Below are 18,328 nucleotides of genomic sequence, written 5' to 3' on the forward strand. Positions count from 1 at the left end.
TGCGGAGACAAGAATGAAAAGGCTGATGATGCTGCCCGTGCTCGCCGGGCTGGCTTGTACGGTCGCGCTGCCGGCGGCGGCCGACCGGGCGCTGGTGATCGGCGCGCCGGAGGCGCAGCGGCGCGGGCTGCTGCGGACCCCGGAGGTGACCGACACGGCGGAGGCGCTGCGGCGCGCGGGATTCGAGGTGATCACCGCGGATGCGGGCTCGATCGCCGAGATGCGGGCGGCGCTGTCGACCTTCATGCGCGACCTGGCGCAGGAGGAACGGGTGTTGGTGCACCTGTCGGGCAGCTTCGTCAGTGGCGGCGGCCGGAGCTGGCTGCTGGTGGACGGGCTGGAGCGGATGCCGGACCTGGCGACGGCGGATGACGTGGGGCTGTCCATCGAGACGGTGCTGCAGATCGCGGCGCGGGTGCCGGGGCGGTCGGTGGTCGCGCTCGGCAATGCCACGGCCGTGGCCGCTCCGGGCGACGGGCTGAGCGCCGGTCCGGAGGCGGAACCGCCGCAGGGGGTGACGCTGGTACAGGGCGGCGCGGAGCAGGTCGCCGATTTCGTCGCCAACCAGCTGTTGCAGGAGGGGCGGACCCTGCCGGAGGCGATCGCCGCGTCGAGCGGTGTTGCCGGGGCGGGGTTCCTGTCGGAGGCGGTGGAGTTCCTGCCGCTCGGGGCGGAGCGCCCGCCGGCGCCGCCGAACGCGGCCGAGGTGGAGCGGGCACTCTGGCAGGCGGCGCAGGCGCAGGACAGCGTGGCGGCCTACGAGGGCTATCTGCAGCGCTATCCGCAGGGGTTCTTTGCCACCGAGGCGCGCGCCGCGGTCGAGAAGATCCGGAACGAGCCCGACCGGGATGCGCGGCTGATCGAGGAGGCGCTGGAGCTGGACCGGGCCTCGCGCCGGGTCATCCAGGAGAACCTCGCCGTGCTCGGGCATGAGCCCGGCGGGGCGGACGGGGTCTTCGGGCCGGCGAGCCGGGCCGCGATCTCGCGGTTCCAGACGGCGAACGGTTTCCCGTCCACGAGCTACCTGAACGAGCGGCAGATCGGCCGGCTGGCATTCCAGGCGGAGCGCCGGCAGGCGGAGATCGAGGCCGAGGAGCGCCGGGCCCAGCTCGAGCGCGAGAAGGCCGACCGGGAGACCTGGGCGGCGCTGAACGAGGGCGCGGACGAGGCCGGGCTCCGGACCTATCTCGACCGCTATCCCGACGGGCTGTTTGCGCCGATCGCGCGGGAGCGCCTGGCGCGGATCGAGGCGGAGGCGCAGGAGGTCGCGGCGCGGCAGGACCGGCAGGACTGGGCCGCGGCGCGCAAGGCCGGCACGGTCACCGCCTATCGCGCCTATCTCGAGGCCCATCCGGATGGCGCGCGGGCCGAGACGGCGCGGGAGCGGATCGAGGCTCTTGAGGGCGCCGGCAGCGAGGCGGACAAGGCGGCGCAGGCGGCCGAAGCGGCGCTGCAGATGACACCGACCTCGCGGATGGTGATCGAGCGCCGGCTGGAGCAGCTCGGGCATGATCCGGGGCTGGTCGACGGCACGTTCGACGACGACACCCGCGCGGCGATCCGCCGGTTCCAGCGCAGCCGCGGGCTGCAGCCGACAGGCTATGTCGGCGAGGAGACCGTGGTCGCGATGCTGTCGGATTTCGGGAGCCTGTTCGGGACCGGGCGCTGAGGCGCGCCCGGACCCGTCCGCGCCGGCTCAGGCGGCCAGCGCATCCTCGGCGCTGTGCAGGTCGTAGCCGAGCGCATCGGCCACGGCCTCGCAGGTGATCTGCCCGTTCCAGACGTTCAGGCCGTTGCGAAGGTGCGTGTCGCGGCGCAGCGCCTCCTGCCAGCCGAGGTCGGCCATGCGCAGGGCATGGGGCAGGGTGACGTTGTTGAGCGCGTAGGTCGAGGTGCGGGCCACCGCGCCGGGCATGTTGGCGACGCAGTAATGCACGATGCCGTCGATCTCGTAGGTCGGTTCGGCATGGGTGGTGGCGCGCGAGGTCTCGAAACAGCCGCCCTGGTCGATGGCGACATCGACCAGCACCGCGCCCTGCTTCATCGTCGCGAGGTCGGCGCGGGTGACGAGCTGGGGCGCCGCGGCGCCGGGGATCAGCACGGCACCGATCACGAGGTCGGCCTCGGCGATCAGCTCGGCCACGCGGGTGCGGGTCGAATAGGCCGTCTTGGCGCGGCTCTCGAAATGGGTGGCGAGGCGTTCGAGCACCTCGGGGTTGCGGTCGAGGATGGTCACGTCGGCGCCGAGGCCCACGGCCATCTGCGCGGCGTTGAAACCGACCACGCCGCCGCCAAGGACGACGACACGGCCCGGTGCGACGCCCGGCACGCCGCCGAGCAGCACGCCGCGGCCGCCATGGGCCTTTTCCAGCGCCGTGGCACCGGCCTGGATCGACATCCGGCCCGCGACCTGGCTCATCGGTTTCAGGAGCGGCAGGCCGCCCGAGGCGCTGGTGACGGTCTCGTAGGCGATGGCGGTCGCGCCGGAGGCGAGCAGCGCGCGGGTCTGGTCCGGGTCCGGCGCCAGGTGGAGATAGGTGTAGAGCAGCTGGCCCTTGCGCAGCATGGCACATTCGGCGGCCTGCGGCTCCTTGACCTTCACGATCATCGCGGCCTCGCCAAAGACCTCGGCGGCACCGGGGGCGATCTGTGCGCCGGCGGCCCGGTAGGCCTCGTCATCCGCGCCGATGCCGAGCCCCGCGCCGGTCTCGACCAGCACGGTATGGCCGTGGGCCACCAGCTCGGCGGTGGATTCCGGCGTCAGCCCGACGCGGTACTCGTGGTTCTTGATCTCCCTTGGGACACCGATCTTCATGGCCCTGTTGCTTCCCTGTTCTGGTTGCGTGTGTCGTTCGATGCAAATGCAACAATGATACCGGAGGCGGTTCCGCGGGAGTTTCGAATTTTGTGTGCATCCTCCGGGCTGTGCGGTAAAATTTCCGACGTTGAGGGGAAATAGGTGAACCACATGCTGGACCGCTTCGATGCGCAGATTCTTCGGGAATTGCAGAGGGAGTCGAACATCCCCGTGGCGGAGCTGGCCGAGCGGATCGGGCTGTCCACCTCGGCCTGCCACCGGAGGGTCAAACTGCTGGAGGCGGGGGGGCTGATCGACGGCTATTCGGCGCGGGTGAATCCCAAGGCGCTGGGGCTCGATCTGCTGGTGTTCGTCGAGATCACTCTGACCTCGCAGAGCCAGGAGGCGATGAACGCCTTCGAACGCGCGGTGATGCTCTACGACGAGATCCTGGAATGCGTGCTGACCACAGGGACTGCGGATTACATCCTGCGGATCGTGGCGCGGGACGTCGCCGATTACGACAACATCCACCGCAATTGCCTTGGCCGTTTGCCGGGGGTGTCGGGGATGCAGACCAGCTTCGCGCTGCGCTCGATCAAGGGGTGGCGCGGCTATCCGGTGCCGGGGTGAGGCGCGGGGCCGCGCGATGGGCGGCCCCGGCCGGATGCGGTGTCAGAGGAAGTCGAAATCCGAGCGGGACAGGTCGTCGAGCTGGGTGTCGAGCAACGTGATCGTACTCTTGCCGTCGTCGCCCTTGTCGTAGACGACCTTCTTGCCGACCTGTTCGGCGTTGTTGACGAATTGCCGGAAGCTTTCGGCCTCGCCATTGCCCTTGCGGAAGCGAAGCGTGTCGGTGCCGATCTCGAAATCCGCGATGGTGTCGTCGCCGATCGCACCGGAGAAGACGAAGATGTCGGCGCCCGCGTTGCCGGTCATGACGTCGACGCCGCTGCCGCCGCGCAGCATGTCGTCACCCTTGCCGCCGAACAGCTTGTCGTTGCCGCTGCCGCCGTTGAGGCCGTCGTTGCCGGTCTGGCCCCTCAGCACGTCGCGGGCAACGCCGCCGCCGAGGAAGTCGTGACCCGAGCCGCCGTAGAGCTTGTCGTTGTTGTCGCCGCCGCGCAGGGTGTCGCGGTTGCGCCCGCCGTAGAGCGTGTCGTTGCCGCCGAGACCGATCAGGGTGTCGTTGCCGCCAAGCCCGCGCAGCAGATCGTCGTCATTGGTGCCGACGAACCGGGCGCTCGGCCCCTTGATGTCGAAGAAGGACATGTGGAGCGTGTCGGTGTCGCCGTCGATCGTCTTGCCGGAGTAGTCGGTGAAGACGACCGCGATCCGGCCGTCCGCCGTCTCGGTGAGCGAGGGAGCCGCCTGTTTGCCGACGTCGTAGGTGCTGATCTGCTTCCTGTCGACGAAGGTGCCGTCGGCATCGAGCAGGAACAGGTCGACACCGGTGGTGCCGCCCGTGGCATCGTGCATCACGACGGCGAGGGCGATCATGCCGTTCGACAGGCCGAGCATGTCGATATCGGCAACGTCATAGGCATAGCCCAGATCGCGGCTGACGATGGTGTTCTGGAACTCGATCTGGCCGTAGTCGGTGATGATGTCGACATGGACGTCCGAGGTGCCGATTCCGGTCCACTCGGAATAGGCGATGGCGAAGCCGCCGCCCTTGAGCGCGGCCAGTTCCATGTCGCCCTTGCGGGTGTCGGGATCGTTGTAGATCCAGAATTCCAGCGGCTGGTAGACGCCGGGAATGCCGATCGGTGCGCCGAAGAATTCATCGGTGATGGTGAACACCATGTCATAGTGGCCATCTCCGACGAGCGGGCCGCTCGAGGTGTAGGCGCGGACGATGTTGCCGTTCTCCAGCTGCACCATGTCCGGGTTGCCGATGATGTCGAGGTTGTGCCGCGAGGAATCATTGGTGCCCTCGCCGCTGTCGGTGCCATTGGCGTTCAGCGTGTAGAAGTAGGATTCGGGCGCGCCCTCGTTGTAATCGACGGCGAACCCGATGCGGTTGTTGGAGAGTGTGACCATCTCGAGCAGCTGCGGATCGTTGTCGGGGTCGTTGCCCGGCTCGTCGATCACCAGGTCGCGGGTGATGACGCGGCCGCTCGGTTCGCCGTCCGAATCGTAGGTTTTCACGAAGACGTTGTTGTCGTGATCATGGTCGCCGTAGAGCGCGCGGTGGGTCCAGCCGATCGCGAAGCCGCCGTCGTCGAGCGCGACCACCTGGGGGCTGTCCTGGGTGAAGGGCTGCCAGTCGTTCACCTGGAAGGCGTCGCCGAGGGGCTTGCCCTTGGCATTGAAGATTCGGGCGAAGACCGCACCGTCGACATCGTCGAAATCGTCGGTCGGGCGGCCGAGGGTCTCGGTCCAGACGACGAGGAGACGGCCGTCGGCCAGCGTGGTGATGTCGGGGGCTTTGCCGGACGGGGTATACCCGACGGACCCGACGAGAACTTCGGAATCGGAGCGTTTCAACTGCATCTGTGCCTCTGCCTTTTGCGTTATGCGATTTTCTTTTTCGAAAGGCGTAGCAGGGGTGATTCGGTCGGTCAACGGAGAGGCTGTGCCGCGCCGCCGCAGGTGGGATCGGGGTCACGCTTCGGGAATCGGTCGCCGGTCGTTGCGCTCCGGGGGAGGGGCCGTGACGGGGGCCTGGACGGGGGTGCGGGCGCGCAAAAGAAAGAGGCCGCGGAAAATTCCACGGCCTCTGATCTCGTCTTCAAGCTGCGCTGATCAGCCCTGGCGGGCCTTGAAGCGGCGCTGGGTCTTGTTGATGACGTATACGCGGCCCTTGCGGCGCACGATACGGCAATCCCGGTGCCGCGATTTCAGCGAGCGGAGCGAGTTGCGGACCTTCATGGTCTTCCCTTTCCTCTGTCGCAGGCGCTGAGACGGCGCCGTTTGTTTCGCCAGCGAGCCGTTTCCGGCCCGAATTCAATGGTGGGCGGTACTGGGATCGAACCAGTGACCCCTACGATGTCAACGTAGTGCTCTACCGCTGAGCTAACCGCCCGCCTCCGCCGAATCGCGCCCGCCGTGTCCTGCTCCACAAAGGAAAAGGACGCGGGGCATTTCCGCGTCGGTGGAGGGGCGTATAAAGCGAAGCCCGGCCGGGTTCAAGGGCTTTTGGCAGAGGAAAATTTGTCGCTATATGGTTGGCAAGGAGAGAGCATGGCGACACTTCCCTACAGACTGGACCTGCCGAAGGAACACACCACGGGTGTGGTCTTTGCCTCGCCGCACAGCGGGCGCGATTACAGCTGGGATTTCCTGAGAAGATCCGTGCTGGACGAGATGTCGATCCGTTCTTCCGAGGATGCCTTTGTCGACCGGCTGTTCAACACCGCCCCCGGCCTTGGCGCGCCGCTGCTGGCGGCGCTGGCGCCGCGGGCCTACGTGGATCTGAACCGCGGGGCCGACGAGCTCGACCCGGCGGTGGTGCGCGGCGTGCGGGCGGTGACCCACAACCCGCGGGTGAGCTCCGGGCTGGGGGTGATTCCCCGTGTCGTCGCCAACGGGCGGGCGATCTATCGTGGCAAGATCGAGCTGGCGGAGGCGCGGGAGCGGCTCTCCGAGGTCTGGCGGCCCTACCACGGCCAGCTGCAGCAGCTGCTCGACGAGAGCAAGGCGCAGTTCGGCCGGGCGATCCTGATCGATTGTCATTCGATGCCGCACGAGGCGGTGCTCTCGATGCCCGGCGCCGTCGGGCGGCGGCCGCAGGTGGTGCTGGGCGACCGGTTCGGCGCGGCCTGCGCGCCGGATGTGATCGATGCGGTGGAGGCGGCCTTTGTCCGGGCCGGCCTGCGGGTGGTGCGCAACGCGCCCTTCGCGGGGGCCTTCATCACCCAGCATTACGGCAAGCCCTCTCGCCGGCAGCACGTGGTCCAGGTGGAGATCGACCGGGCGCTCTACATGGACGAGCGTGCGGTCCGGCCGAGCCAGGGTTTCAGCGATTTCCGGGCGACGCTGAAAGGCATCATTGCCGAGATCGTGGAGATTGGCCGGCCGGCGTCCCTGCCGCTCGCGGCCGAATAGGGCGCAGCACGCCGTTCGATTGTCCTTTCCGGTGACCAGGGGCTCCCGCCACCTTGTCCGCCCCCGTTCGGGGGCAGAAAAGCTGTTGGGCGTGGCAGGCCTTCGGCCTGCAGGCTGTGGCGGCCGCCAAGCCGATTGCCGGCGGGCATCGCCCTCGGGCGGGGGCGCGACCGCCGCGCCGCAAGGCGCGGCCCGGCCCAACCGGGGGAGACGCCGCAAGGCGTCGAGCCCGGGCGGGAGCCCCTGGCATCCGGCCTGTGACTCGGCGGTCAGCGCAGGGATCGGCCCTTGAGAATCGCCTCGGCGCCGAAGCGGGCGCGGATTCGGTCGGTGGCGCGTTCGGCGCGGGCGCGGCGTTCGGCGGCGGGGTCGAGCAGATCGCCGGAGAGGTCGGCCTGGGCCTCGGGCACCAGGTCGGACAGGCCGACGCCGATCAGCCGGAACGGCCCCGGCTCCTCGACCTGGTCCAGCAGGCTGCGCGCGGTGCGGTAGATCCGGTCGGCGACCTGGGTGGCGTCCTCCAGCGCGCGGCGCCGGGTGAGCAGGGCGTGGCTGGCACGCTTCAGCTTGAGCGTCACCACGCGCCCGGCCGATCCTTTGGCCTTGGCCCGGTCCGAGACCTTCTCGGCGAGGCGCCAGATATGGCCGTCCAGCAGGTCGCGGTCGGCGGTGTCCTCGAAGAAGGTGGTCTCGCTGGAGATCGACTTGACCGGGGCGTTGCGGGTCACGCGGCGTCGGTCCTCGCCGCGCGCCAGGTGCCAGAGCCGGTCGCCGGAGGCGCCGAACCGGGCATGCAGGTCCTTGCGGTCCCAGCGGAGCAGGTCGCCGAAGGTGCGGATGCCGGCGCGGTCGAGCGAGGACTGGAAGGCCTCGCCCACGCCCCAGATCAGGCGCACGGGCCGGTCGCGCAGGAAATCGGCGGTCTCGGCCTTGCCGATCACCGCGAAGCCGCGGGGCTTGTCGAGGTCGGAGGCGACCTTGGCGAGGAACTTGTTGTGGCTGAGCCCGATCGAGCCCGAGAGGCCGAGCTCGGTCTCCATCCGTCGCACCAGGCGGGCCAGCATCACCGCGGGTGGTGCATGGTGAAGCCGCGCGGTGCCGGTGAGGTCGATGAAGGCCTCGTCTAGCGACAGCGGCTCGATGGCCGGGGTCAACTCCTCCATCATGCCGCGGATTGCGCGGGAGGCCGTGGCGTAGGCCTCTCCCCGCGGCTTGATCACCACCGCCTGCGGGCAGAGCTTCAGCGCCTGGAACATCGGCATCGCCGAGCGCACGCCGTAGGTGCGGGCGATGTAGCAGCAGGTGGAGACCACCCCGCGCTTGCCGCCGCCGACGATCACCGGCTTGTCGGCGAGGCTTGGGTCGTCGCGCTTTTCCACCGAGGCATAGAAGGCGTCGCAATCCATGTGGGCGATGGAGAGGTCGAAGAGCTCGGGATGGGAGATCACGCGCGGCGAGCCGCAGGCCGGACAGCGGCGGCCTGTGTCGAAGCTGTGCAGGCAATCGCGGCAGAGCGCGGGCATGGCGCGTGGCCCTTGGCTGGGAAACCCTGGTGCAGACGGGATAGGGGAGGCGGCGGGCCGGGCGCAACGGGTTTGTGCCCTGCCCGGGCCGGCGCGGGCTGCGCGCGGCGGGTTTGACTCGCCTGCGCGGCGCGGTATGGCGGTGCGGACACGGGGTGAAGAGGGGCCGATGGCGGTGAGCGAGACGAGACCCGAGGCGCGGGACTGGGCTGCCAGCCGCGATGTCTTTGGCGCGAAGATCGCCCTGGTCTGCGGCGACGAGGTGGTGACCTACCTGCGGGACGACTTCGCCCATATTCCGAACCCGGGCCAATGGGATCTGCCGGGCGGCGAACGCGAGCCCGGGGAGACGGCGCTGGTCTGCGCGCTGCGGGAGGCGGAGGAGGAGTTCGGCATCCGGGTGCCGGCGGCGTCGGTCGTCCATGCCGACCGGTTCCACAAGTACCAGCCGCACCGGATCGCCGGGGTGTTCCTCGTCGCCCGCATCCCGCCGACGCTGGTCGAGGCGATCGTCTTTGGCGAGGAGGGGCAACGGTGGGAGATGATGAGCGTGCCGCGCTTCATCGCCCATCCGAACGCGGTGCCGGAGCTGCAGGGGGCGCTTTGCCAGTGGTGGGAGGCGCTCGGCTGAGCGCCGCCGCGCTGCGGCGCCGATGGCGCCCCCGCGCCACATCCCCCCGGGGTTTCCCGCAATCGGGCCATTCGCGCCTTTTTGTTTTCACATGCGACCGGCATAGTCCTGTAACATTTGATGGCAGACGAAAGCGGTCCCATGCTCGAAGATATTCTTTTCTCCCTTTCCGGCGGCTCGGTCGTGGTGCTGCTGCTGGCGGCCTTCATCCTGCTCTGTGTCTTTCTCGGGGTGCGGATCGTGCCGCAATCCGAGAAATACGTGGTGGAGCGGTTCGGCCGTTTGCGGGCGGTGCTCGGGCCGGGCCTGAACCTGATCGTGCCGTTTCTCGACCGGGTCGCGCACAAGGTGTCGATCCTCGAGCGGCAGCTGCCCAACGCCACCCAGGATGCGATCACCAAGGACAACGTGCTGGTGCAGATCGACACCTCGGTCTTCTACCGCATCCTCGAGCCGGAAAAGACGGTCTACCGGATCCGCGACGTGGACGGGGCGATCGCCACGACCGTCGCGGGGATCGTGCGGGCCGAGATCGGCAAGATGGATCTCGACGAGGTGCAGTCCAACCGCTCGCAGCTGATCGACCAGATCAAGACCAGCGTCGAATCCGCGGTGGACGACTGGGGGATCGAGGTGACCCGGGCGGAGATCCTGGATGTGAACCTCGACCAGGCGACGCGGGACGCCATGCTGCAGCAGCTCAACGCCGAGCGGGAGCGCCGCGCGGCGGTGACCCGCGCCGAGGGCCAGAAGCGGGCGATCGAGCTCAACGCGGATGCGGAGCTCTATGCCGCCGAGCAGGTCGCCAAGGCGCGGCGGATCCAGGCGGATGCCGAGGCCTATGCCACCGGCGTGGTCGCCGCGGCGATCCGCGAGAACGGGATCGAGGCGGCGCAATACCAGGTGGCGCTGAAGCAGGTCGAGGCGCTGAACAACCTCGGCAACGGCGAGGGCAAGCAGACCATCGTGCTGCCGGCGAATGCCGCCGAGGCCTTCGGTGACGCGTTCAAGATGCTGCGGGGGCGTGGCTGATGGTCTGGAGCACCTGGTGGGCCTGGGTGATCGCCGGGCTGGTGCTGGCGATCCTCGAGGTGCTGGCGCCGGGATGGATCTTTCTGGGCTTCGCGGTGGGGGCGCTGGCGACCGGGCTGCTGCTCTGGGTCGGCGGGCCGCTCGGGGCGATGATGGCCGGGTCGCTGCCGCTGCTGTTCCTGGTCTTTGCCGTGCTCTCGCTCGTGGCCTGGCTGGCGCTGAAGCGGATCTTCGGGCTGTCTGGCGGGTCGGTGAAGACGTTCGACGAGGACATCAACGAGGATTGAGCCTCATTGGGGCAGAGGATTGCGCCGGCGCGCGATTGCCTCCCGCGAGGAAATTTCCGGACAGAAGAAGCCGCGGTCGTGCCCGGCAAGGGGGGCGCGTTCGCCACGAGCGCGGGGACGCGCCGAAGGCGCGCCCGGCCCCAAGGGGGCGAGGCGCGGCAGCGTCGAGCCGCGAGGGGAGCCCCCCTTTGCCGGCCCGATCAGGCGTTGGCGCGGAGGGCCTGCGGGCTGTTGAGCTCGGCGACGATGGCCTGGGCGGCGGCGCGCGGGTCCTCGGCCTGCCAGACCGGGCGGCCCACCACCACGTGATCGGCGCCGTCCGCAACTGCCTGCGCCGGGGTGGCGACGCGTTTCTGGTCGCCGAGGGCGGCGCCGGCGGGGCGCACGCCAGGCGTCACGATGAGCTTGCCCTCCGCTTCCGGAAGGGCGCGGATCAGGGCGGCTTCCTGCGGCGAGGCGATCACGCCGTCGGCCCCGGCGGAGAGCGCCCGGGCGGCGCGTTCGAGGACGATCTCCTGCAGGTCGCCGGGCCGGATCAGGCTGGCGTCGAGGTCGGCGCGGTCGAGCGAGGTGAGGATGGTGACGGCGAGGATCCTGAGCTCGCTCGCGCCCTTGCCTTCCTGCGCGGCGCGCACGACATGGGGGTCGCCGTGGACGGTCAGGAAATCGAGGTCGAACTGCGCGAGCCCGCGCACGGCCGCCTCGACGGTCGCGCCGATGTCGAAGAGCTTCATGTCCAGAAAGATGCGCTTGCCGTGCTCGGCCTTGAGTTCGTTGGCCAGTGCCAGCCCGCCGCCGGTCAGCATGCCGAGGCCGATCTTGTAGAAGGAGACGGCGTCGCCGATCTCGGTGGCCAGTTTCAGCCCTGCGAGGGCGTCGGGGACGTCGAGGGCGACGATCAGGCGGTCGTCGGCTGCGGGCTGTGGCATGGCGGTTCTCCGGTTGATCGGGGCCGTCATGGCGCTGCTTTCCATGCGGGTCAAGCCTGTGGCGGCGGTGGCCGGGGGGCTGTCTGTCCCCGTTGCGGCCCATGCGGCGGCGCTCCCGCCGGGGAAACATCCGGGCAGGAGAGGGCTGGGGGGACATGCAAGTTGCTGTGTGAAAAATGTGACAGTGCGGCTTGAGCCGGGCGGTTTCGCTTCCCATATCGCTGACGAGGCCTGCGACATCGCCGTGCCGCCGGACGGGCGGCGAAATCCCGGCAGGCGCTTTGGAAAAGGAGAGACCGATGAACATGGAGAAGTTCACGGAGCGGTCGCGCGGGTTCCTTCAGGCTGCGCAGACCATCGCGATGCGGGAAGAGCACCAGAGGCTGGTGCCGGAGCATCTGCTGAAGGCCTTGCTGGATGACGAAGAGGGGCTTGCGGCCAACCTGATCAAGCGGTCGGGCGGCGCGCCGGAGCGGGTGCGGGAGGCCGTGGAAGCGCAGCTTGCCAAGCAGCCGAAGGTGTCGGGCGACGGGGCGCAGGTCTATCTCGACCAGAAGATGAGCCGCGTGCTGGACGAGGCCGAGAAGATCGCCACCAAGGCGGGCGACAGTTTCGTGCCGGTGGAGCGCATCCTGACCGCGTTGGCGGTGGTGCGTTCGGGCGCCAAGGAGGCGCTGGAAGCGGGGGCGGTGACCGCGCAGGGGCTGAACGCCGCGATCAACGACGTGCGCAAGGGCCGGACCGCCGACACGGCGAGCGCCGAGGAAGGCTATGACGCGCTCAAGAAATACGCCCGCGACCTGACGGCTGCGGCGCGCGAGGGCAAGATCGACCCGATCATCGGCCGCGACGACGAGATCCGGCGCACCATGCAGGTGCTGAGCCGGCGGACCAAGAACAACCCGGTGCTGATCGGCGAGCCCGGCGTCGGTAAGACGGCGATCGCCGAGGGGCTGGCGCTCCGGATCATCAACGGCGACGTGCCGGAGAGCTTGCGCAACAAGACGCTGATGGCGCTCGACATGGGCTCGCTGATTGCCGGCGCGAAGTACCGCGGCGAGTTCGAGGAGCGTCTGAAGGCGGTTCTGGCGGAGATCACCGCGGCGGCGGGCGAGATCATCCTGTTCATCGACGAGATGCACACGCTGGTGGGCGCGGGCAAGGCGGATGGGGCGATGGACGCCTCCAACCTGCTGAAGCCGGCGCTGGCGCGGGGCGAGCTGCACTGCGTGGGCGCGACGACGATCGACGAGTACCGCAAGCACGTCGAGAAGGACGCGGCGCTGGCGCGGCGGTTCCAGCCGATCATGGTCGAGGAGCCGACGGTCGAGGACACGATCTCGATCCTGCGCGGCATCAAGGAGAAGTACGAGCTGCACCACGGGGTCCGGATTTCGGACAGCGCGCTGGTGGCGGCCTCGACGCTCAGCCATCGCTACATCACCGACCGGTTCCTGCCGGACAAGGCGATCGACCTGATGGACGAGGCGGCGAGCCGTCTGCGGATGGCGGTGGATTCGAAGCCGGAAGAGCTCGACGCGCTCGACCGCGAGATCCTGCAGAAGCAGATCGAGGCGGAGGCGCTGAAGAAGGAGGACGACCAGGCCTCGAAGGACCGGCTGGACAAGCTGGAAGAGGAACTGTCGAACCTGCAGCAGCGGTCGGCCGAGATGACGGCGCGGTGGCAGTCGGAGCGTGACAAGCTCGACAGTGCGCGCGACCTGAAGGAACAGCTCGACCAGGCGCGGGCGGAACTCGACATCGCCAAGCGCGAGGGCAATCTCGCCAAGGCGGGGGAGCTGTCCTATGGCGTCATCCCGCAGCTCGAGAAGCAGCTCGCCGAGGCCGAAAGCGCCGAGGACGACGTGATGGTCGAGGAGGCCGTGCGGCCCGAGCAGATCGCCGAGGTGGTGGAGCGCTGGACCGGCATTCCGACCACGCGGATGCTGGAGGGCGAGCGCGAGAAGCTCCTGCGGATGGAAGGCGAGATCGGCAAGCGCGTGATCGGCCAGAAACAGGCGGTGACCGCGGTCAGCAACGCCGTCCGCCGGGCGCGGGCCGGGCTCAACGAGGAATCGCGGCCGCTGGGCTCTTTCCTGTTCCTCGGGCCGACCGGTGTCGGCAAGACCGAGCTGACCAAGGCGCTGGCGGAGTTCCTGTTCGACGATGACAGCGCGATGGTGCGTATCGACATGTCGGAGTTCATGGAGAAACACGCGGTGGCCCGCCTGATCGGCGCGCCTCCGGGCTACGTGGGCTATGACGAGGGCGGTGTGCTGACCGAGGCCGTGCGGCGCCGGCCCTACCAGGTGGTGCTGTTCGACGAGGTCGAGAAGGCGCATCCGGACGTGTTCAACGTGCTGCTGCAGGTGCTCGATGACGGTCAGCTGACCGACGGGCAAGGGCGCACGGTGGACTTCAAGCAGACGCTGATCGTGCTGACCTCGAACCTCGGGGCGCAGGCGCTGAGCCAGCTTCCCGACGGGGCGGACGCCTCGGAGGCCAAGCGCGACGTGATGGATGCGGTGAAGGCGCATTTCCGGCCGGAGTTCCTGAACCGGCTGGACGAGACCATCATCTTCGACCGGCTGTCGCGGTCCGACATGGACGGGATCGTCGACATCCAGCTCGGGCTTCTGGAGAAGCGCCTGGCGCGGCGGGGGATCTCGCTGGATCTGGACGAGGCGGCGCGGAAGTGGCTGGCCGACGAGGGCTACGACCCGGTGTTCGGGGCGCGTCCGCTGAAGCGGGTGATCCAGAAGGCGCTGCAGAACGAGCTGGCCGAGATGATCCTGGCCGGCGACGTGGCCGATGGCGACACCGTCACGGTGTCGGCCGGCGCGGAGGGGCTGATCGTGGGCGACCACATCGGCTCGACCAGCCGGCAGCCGCCGGAGGATGCGGTGGTTCACTGATCTGGAGCGCGCTGGCGCGCGCTGCCTCCGGCGGGGGTATTTCAGCCAGGAAGACAGGCTGGGGCTCGCTGGAAGGAGAGGACAAAGAAACGGGGCGCGTCGCTGCTGCGGCGCGCCCCTTTCCGTGAGTGGGCGGCAGGGCCGCTCGAACTCAGCCCTCGGGCAGGATCACCTTGTCGACGACATGGATCACGCCGTTGGAGGCTTCGATGTCGGCCTGCACGACCATGGCGTCGTTGACCTTCACACCGTCGGTACCGTCTACCATCAGCTCGGCGCCGTTCACCGTCTTGGCGGTCACGGTCTGGCCGGCAAGCTCGCCCGACATCACCTTGGCCGGAACGACGTGGTAGGTGAGGATCGAGACCAGCTGGTCCTTGTTCTCCGGAAGCAGCAGCGACTCGACGGTGCCCTCGGGCAGGGCGGCAAAGGCGTCGTCGGTCGGCGCGAAGACGGTGAACGGGCCTTCGCCCTTCAGCGTGTCGACCAGGCCGGCGGCGGTCACCGCGGCGACGAGGGTTTCGAAGGAGCCGGCGCCGACGGCGGTGTCGACGATGTCCATGCTGTGCCCGCCGGCGAAGGCCGGGGCGGAGAGCATGGTGGCGGAAGCGAGGGCGAGGAAAGTTCTGCGGATCATCTTGGCAATCTCCGTCGTCAATGTGGTTTCCAGTTCGTACTGGCACGCCCGTCTCGGACGTTATCAGTGCTACGGCGGGACAGGCCGGCTGGATGACGGGAGGCCGGGAAAAGATGCCGGAGAGCGGGCTTGATCCATGGCCGCGGCGCGCTAAGCCCGGGCGTTTTGCGCAATCAAGTCACCTTTTGCTGAATGGACGTGATCCGAACGCGATCACGCGGTGGGCCGGCGCGGTGACGGACGCCAACTTTCGCGTGAGATTTCGTTTCGGAGGGGCGCGGGACGCGTCGGGATGTCGTACAAGGAGGAAAGCGCAACAGGAGGGCAGAGATGGCCGGACGCTGGAAGAACGATCTCACCTGGTCGCAGGTGACCCCGAAAGCGGCCTGGTTGAACCGTCGCCAGGTGATTGCCGCCGCCGCCGGTCTGGCCGCGGGCGGGATCGCAGGCGTGGCGCGTGCCGGGCTCTCGGCGAAACCGTCGCAATATTCGACCGTCGAGGAGCCGACGAGCTACGAGGCGGTGACGACCTACAACAACTTCTACGAGTTCGGCACCGGCAAGGACGATCCGGCCCGCAACGCGCACATGCTGACCACCGAAGGTTGGCAGGTGCAGATCGACGGGTTGGTCGACAAGCCCGGCACCTGGACGATGGACGACGTTCTGGCCGGCACGACGCTGGAGGAGCGGATCTATCGCTTCCGCTGTGTCGAGGCCTGGTCGATGGTCGTGCCCTGGGTCGGCTTCGAGCTGGCCGACCTGCTGAACCGGGTGGGCGTGCAGCCTTCGGCGAAATACGTGGCCTTCGAGACGGCGCTGCGCCCCGAGGAGATGCCCGGCGTGCGGACGCGGGTGCTCGACTGGCCCTACGTGGAGGGGCTGCGGCTCGACGAGGCGATGAACCCGCTGACGATCATGGCCACCGGCGTCTATGACGAGCCAATGCCGAACCAGAACGGCGCGCCGATCCGTCTGGTGGTGCCGTGGAAATACGGGTTCAAGTCGATCAAGTCGATCGTCCGGATCACCCTGACCGAGGACGAGCCGCCGACCAGCTGGAACAAGGCGAACGGTCGGGAATACGGCTTCTATTCGAACGTGAACCCGGAGGTGAGCCATCCGCGCTGGAGCCAGGCCACCGAGCGCGAGGTGGGCGGCGGTCTGCTGGCCAAGCGCAAGCCGACGCTGATGTTCAACGGCTACGGCCAGGAGGTCGCGTCGCTCTACGACGGGATGGACCTGGCGAAGTACTACTGACGGTGACGCAGACCGTCTCGACATTGACCTGCCCGCGCTGCGGCCATCGCAGCCGGGAGGACATGCCCGGGAATGCCTGCGTCTGGTTTTACGAATGCCCGGCCTGTGCGGCGCTGCTGCGGCCGCGCCCCGGCGATTGTTGCGTCTTCTGTTCCTACGGGGACGTGCCATGCCCGCCGGTTCAGGAAGGACAGGGGTGTTGCACCTGATGGACCCGATCAATTCCGCGCTGCGCCGGGTGCCGGCCTGGCTGCTCTATCCGCTTGGCGCGCTGCCGGTGGCCTGGCTGTTCTGGGCCGGCATCCGGGGTGACCTGGGCGTCGACCCGGTGAAGGCGATCGAGCATTGGCTGGGACTCTGGGGCTTGTGGCTGCTGATCGCGACGCTGGCCATCACGCCCCTGCAGCGCCACGCGGGGCTGCGGCTGGTCCGGTTCCGCCGGGCCATCGGCCTGCTCGGTTTCTATTATATAGCGGCGCACCTGGCGGTCTGGCTGGTGCTGGACGTGCAGATCCCCGCGCAGATCTGGGGCGACATTCTCAAGCGACCCTACATCACCATCGGCATGGTCGCCTTCGTCTTGATGATCCCGCTGGCGCTGACCTCGAACAACTGGGCGCTGCGCCGGCTCGGCGGAGAGCGGTGGCGGCGGCTGCACCGGCTGACCTACCTGGTGGTGCCGCTCGGCGCGGTGCACTTCGTCATGGTGGTGAAGGGCTGGCAGGTCGAGCCGTTCTACTATCTGGCCGCGATCCTCGGCCTGCTGGCGCTGCGCCTGCGCCCCGGCCGGATGCTGCGCTCCCGGTCCGCGGCCCGGACCTGAGGGCGGCGCACTGGGTGCTTGCCCGCCGCGGGGGAACGTGGAACCGTGGCGCGCGATGACTGACCCGGAGGATCGCCCATGTTCGCCACCGCCTATCTTCACATCGGCACCGGCAAGACCGGAAGCTCGTCGATCCAGGCGACGGCGCATCAGTCCAGGGATCTCCTGCGCGAGTTCGGCTATCACTACCCTTCCGGCATCCGGAACCACTTCCTTCTGGGCCAGTCCTTCGTCGACAACCCCGCGCCGAAGCGGAACCACTGGCGCGACGGGCGGACGTCAGACGAGGTTCGCGCCGAGGCGCTGGAATACCGCGCCCGCATCGAGGCGGAGATGGCGACGGCGGAAACGCCCAACCTGATCCTGTCCAGCGAGAGCTTCGTGACGCAGGACGCGGTGTCCTTCGAGCGGCTGGTGGATTTCCTGCTGACCAAGGCGCGGCGCGTCGTCGTGATCTGCTATCTGCGGCACCCCGCGTCACTGGTCTTCAGCGGCGTGCAGCAGCACATCAAGATGGGCAACATGCAGCTGAAGGACTTTGCGCCCGACAGGAACGTCCGGCGCTGGTCCGAGAAGCTGGAGCAGTTCGGCCCCGCGCTGGAGAAATGCGAGCTCGTGCTGCGCCCCTTCGATCGCGCCCAGCTACGGGGGGGCGACGCGGTGCGGGATTTCTTCGGCATCCTCGGACTGGAGGACAGTCAGCTCGACCAGCTCGGCGGGACCGACACCAACGAGAGCCTGAGCCACGAGGCGGTGCTGCTGGCGGATGCGCTGAACCGGATCGAGCCGGTGCTCATCGACGGCCGTGCGAATCCGGAACGGGCACGGGCGCCCGGCGCCGTGTTCAGCCGTATCCGCGGGCAGCGGTTCTTCCTGCCACCCGAAACGCGGGAGGCGATCATGGAGATCGCGGGGCCCGAGGCGGACCTGCTCCGCGAGCGGTACGGGCTCGACCTGCCGGCGCCGTCCTTTCCGCCGGAGGCGGATCTCTGGGGGCCGGAGTCGGTCGAGGACATCGCCCGGGAACTCAACCGCCTTCAGAGAGAGAACGAGCGGCTCCAGGCGCAGCTCGCCAAGCGGAAGCGGGGCGCGAAGAAGGCGGGGGCTGCCTGACTCGGCCTGTTCGGGCCGGATTCGGACGAGTCGTGAAGGCGACTCGGCGGGTGTTCCGGCGGATTCTGTGGGCGAGTCTGTGGAGAAGTCCGAAATCGCCCGAAAATCGCCCCGCAGCACCCGGTCCAGATGGGCGTCCGCAGGCTCTCCTGACGGGGTGAGCGAAAAAATCGGCGTGCAAGTTGTTGTTTTTCATGGAAATTCAAAAAGAGATGCAAAAACTGTCATCTTCATGTAAAAAACCACTTGCGGCCTCCGGGTAGTATCCGTAGAACCCCCTTCACCGGCGGCGCTGAGGCGCACGGCGGGGCGCCAGACGGGCGGTTCGGGA

17 protein-coding genes and 1 tRNA gene are annotated in these 18,328 nt (G+C 68.5%); 11 read left to right on the forward strand and 7 right to left on the reverse strand.

The window, feature by feature from the left end:
* Positions 1-13: 13 nt before the first annotated feature.
* Complete coding sequence (locus CHB86_RS15220; protein WP_089233904.1) at positions 14-1,669, forward strand: peptidoglycan-binding domain-containing protein; 1,656 nt, start codon at positions 14-16, stop codon at positions 1,667-1,669.
* A 27-nt stretch (positions 1,670-1,696) separates the two neighbouring features.
* Here the strand turns inward: CHB86_RS15220 and ald are convergent, their stop codons facing one another.
* Positions 1,697-2,815 carry an alanine dehydrogenase gene (ald, locus tag CHB86_RS15225; RefSeq protein WP_089233905.1) on the reverse strand — a complete coding sequence of 373 codons (1,119 nt, stop codon included), beginning with the start codon at positions 2,813-2,815 and terminating at the stop codon, positions 1,697-1,699.
* A gap of 153 nt (positions 2,816-2,968) precedes the next feature.
* Here ald and CHB86_RS15230 point away from each other — a divergent pair, with 153 nt between their 5' ends.
* A complete protein-coding gene (locus CHB86_RS15230; RefSeq protein WP_217898320.1) occupies positions 2,969-3,430 on the forward strand; it encodes an Lrp/AsnC family transcriptional regulator in 462 nt (153 codons plus the stop codon).
* Positions 3,431-3,472: 42 nt separating this feature from the next.
* Here the strand turns inward: CHB86_RS15230 and CHB86_RS25080 are convergent, their stop codons facing one another.
* From CHB86_RS25080 to CHB86_RS15245, 3 genes are all read right to left on the reverse strand, one after another.
* A complete protein-coding gene (locus CHB86_RS25080) occupies positions 3,473-5,293 on the reverse strand; it encodes a calcium-binding protein (protein WP_245837991.1) in 1,821 nt (606 codons plus the stop codon).
* A 252-nt stretch (positions 5,294-5,545) separates the two neighbouring features.
* Positions 5,546-5,671, reverse strand: a complete 126-nt coding sequence (gene ykgO / locus CHB86_RS15240) for a type B 50S ribosomal protein L36 (protein WP_089233906.1) — start codon at positions 5,669-5,671, stop codon at positions 5,546-5,548.
* A 79-nt stretch (positions 5,672-5,750) separates the two neighbouring features.
* Positions 5,751-5,825, reverse strand: a tRNA-Val gene (locus CHB86_RS15245).
* 158 nt (positions 5,826-5,983) lie between these two features.
* Between CHB86_RS15245 and CHB86_RS15250 the strand changes: the two genes are divergently transcribed.
* Positions 5,984-6,847: an N-formylglutamate amidohydrolase gene (locus tag CHB86_RS15250; protein ID WP_089233907.1), complete on the forward strand. Its 864-nt coding sequence runs from the start codon at positions 5,984-5,986 to the stop codon at positions 6,845-6,847.
* Between the two features lie 269 nt (positions 6,848-7,116).
* Here the strand turns inward: CHB86_RS15250 and CHB86_RS15255 are convergent, their stop codons facing one another.
* The gene (locus tag CHB86_RS15255) at positions 7,117-8,370 is read right to left on the reverse strand and encodes a DNA polymerase IV (RefSeq protein ID WP_089233908.1); all 1,254 of its coding nucleotides are present in this window, start codon (positions 8,368-8,370) and stop codon (positions 7,117-7,119) included.
* A 175-nt stretch (positions 8,371-8,545) separates the two neighbouring features.
* Between CHB86_RS15255 and CHB86_RS15260 the strand changes: the two genes are divergently transcribed.
* From CHB86_RS15260 to CHB86_RS15270, 3 genes are all read left to right on the forward strand, one after another.
* Complete coding sequence (locus CHB86_RS15260; RefSeq protein ID WP_217898321.1) at positions 8,546-9,001, forward strand: NUDIX domain-containing protein; 456 nt, start codon at positions 8,546-8,548, stop codon at positions 8,999-9,001.
* Positions 9,002-9,142: 141 nt separating this feature from the next.
* Positions 9,143-10,033, forward strand: a complete 891-nt coding sequence (locus CHB86_RS15265; RefSeq protein WP_089233910.1) for an SPFH domain-containing protein — start codon at positions 9,143-9,145, stop codon at positions 10,031-10,033.
* On the forward strand, positions 10,033-10,320 hold the full coding sequence (locus CHB86_RS15270) for an NfeD family protein (protein ID WP_089233911.1): 288 nt from the start codon (positions 10,033-10,035) through the stop codon (positions 10,318-10,320). The genes CHB86_RS15265 and CHB86_RS15270 overlap by 1 nt, the downstream gene beginning before the upstream one ends.
* A 200-nt stretch (positions 10,321-10,520) precedes the next feature.
* Here the strand turns inward: CHB86_RS15270 and pyrF are convergent, their stop codons facing one another.
* The gene (gene pyrF / locus CHB86_RS15275; protein WP_089233956.1) at positions 10,521-11,249 is read right to left on the reverse strand and encodes an orotidine-5'-phosphate decarboxylase; all 729 of its coding nucleotides are present in this window, start codon (positions 11,247-11,249) and stop codon (positions 10,521-10,523) included.
* A gap of 299 nt (positions 11,250-11,548) precedes the next feature.
* On the opposite strand from pyrF, the gene clpB reads away from it, so the two are divergent.
* Positions 11,549-14,164, forward strand: coding sequence for an ATP-dependent chaperone ClpB (gene clpB / locus CHB86_RS15280; RefSeq protein WP_089233912.1), 2,616 nt, complete (start codon positions 11,549-11,551; stop codon positions 14,162-14,164).
* A gap of 151 nt (positions 14,165-14,315) precedes the next feature.
* On the opposite strand, the gene CHB86_RS15285 is transcribed toward clpB, so the two are convergent.
* Positions 14,316-14,801 (reverse strand): fasciclin domain-containing protein, encoded by a 486-nt coding sequence (locus CHB86_RS15285; RefSeq protein ID WP_089233957.1) that lies wholly within the window; start codon positions 14,799-14,801, stop codon positions 14,316-14,318.
* 330 nt (positions 14,802-15,131) lie between these two features.
* Between CHB86_RS15285 and msrP the strand changes: the two genes are divergently transcribed.
* From msrP to CHB86_RS15305, 4 genes are all read left to right on the forward strand, one after another.
* On the forward strand, positions 15,132-16,061 hold the full coding sequence (msrP, locus tag CHB86_RS15290) for a protein-methionine-sulfoxide reductase catalytic subunit MsrP (protein ID WP_089233913.1): 930 nt from the start codon (positions 15,132-15,134) through the stop codon (positions 16,059-16,061).
* Positions 16,062-16,123: 62 nt separating this feature from the next.
* Complete coding sequence (locus CHB86_RS25085; protein ID WP_342747473.1) at positions 16,124-16,270, forward strand: GDCCVxC domain-containing (seleno)protein; 147 nt, start codon at positions 16,124-16,126, stop codon at positions 16,268-16,270.
* Entirely contained in the window at positions 16,231-16,884 is a 654-nt protein-coding gene (gene msrQ, locus CHB86_RS15300; protein ID WP_245837993.1) for a protein-methionine-sulfoxide reductase heme-binding subunit MsrQ, read from the forward strand. Before CHB86_RS25085 ends, msrQ begins: the two co-directional genes overlap by 40 nt.
* Before the next feature lie 78 nt (positions 16,885-16,962).
* Positions 16,963-17,997: a hypothetical protein gene (locus CHB86_RS15305; protein WP_089233915.1), complete on the forward strand. Its 1,035-nt coding sequence runs from the start codon at positions 16,963-16,965 to the stop codon at positions 17,995-17,997.
* The last annotated feature ends 331 nt before the right edge of the window (positions 17,998-18,328 follow it).

Origin of the sequence: Tropicimonas sediminicola (assembly GCF_900188335.1) — a bacterium.
Classification (GTDB): domain Bacteria; phylum Pseudomonadota; class Alphaproteobacteria; order Rhodobacterales; family Rhodobacteraceae; genus Tropicimonas; species Tropicimonas sediminicola.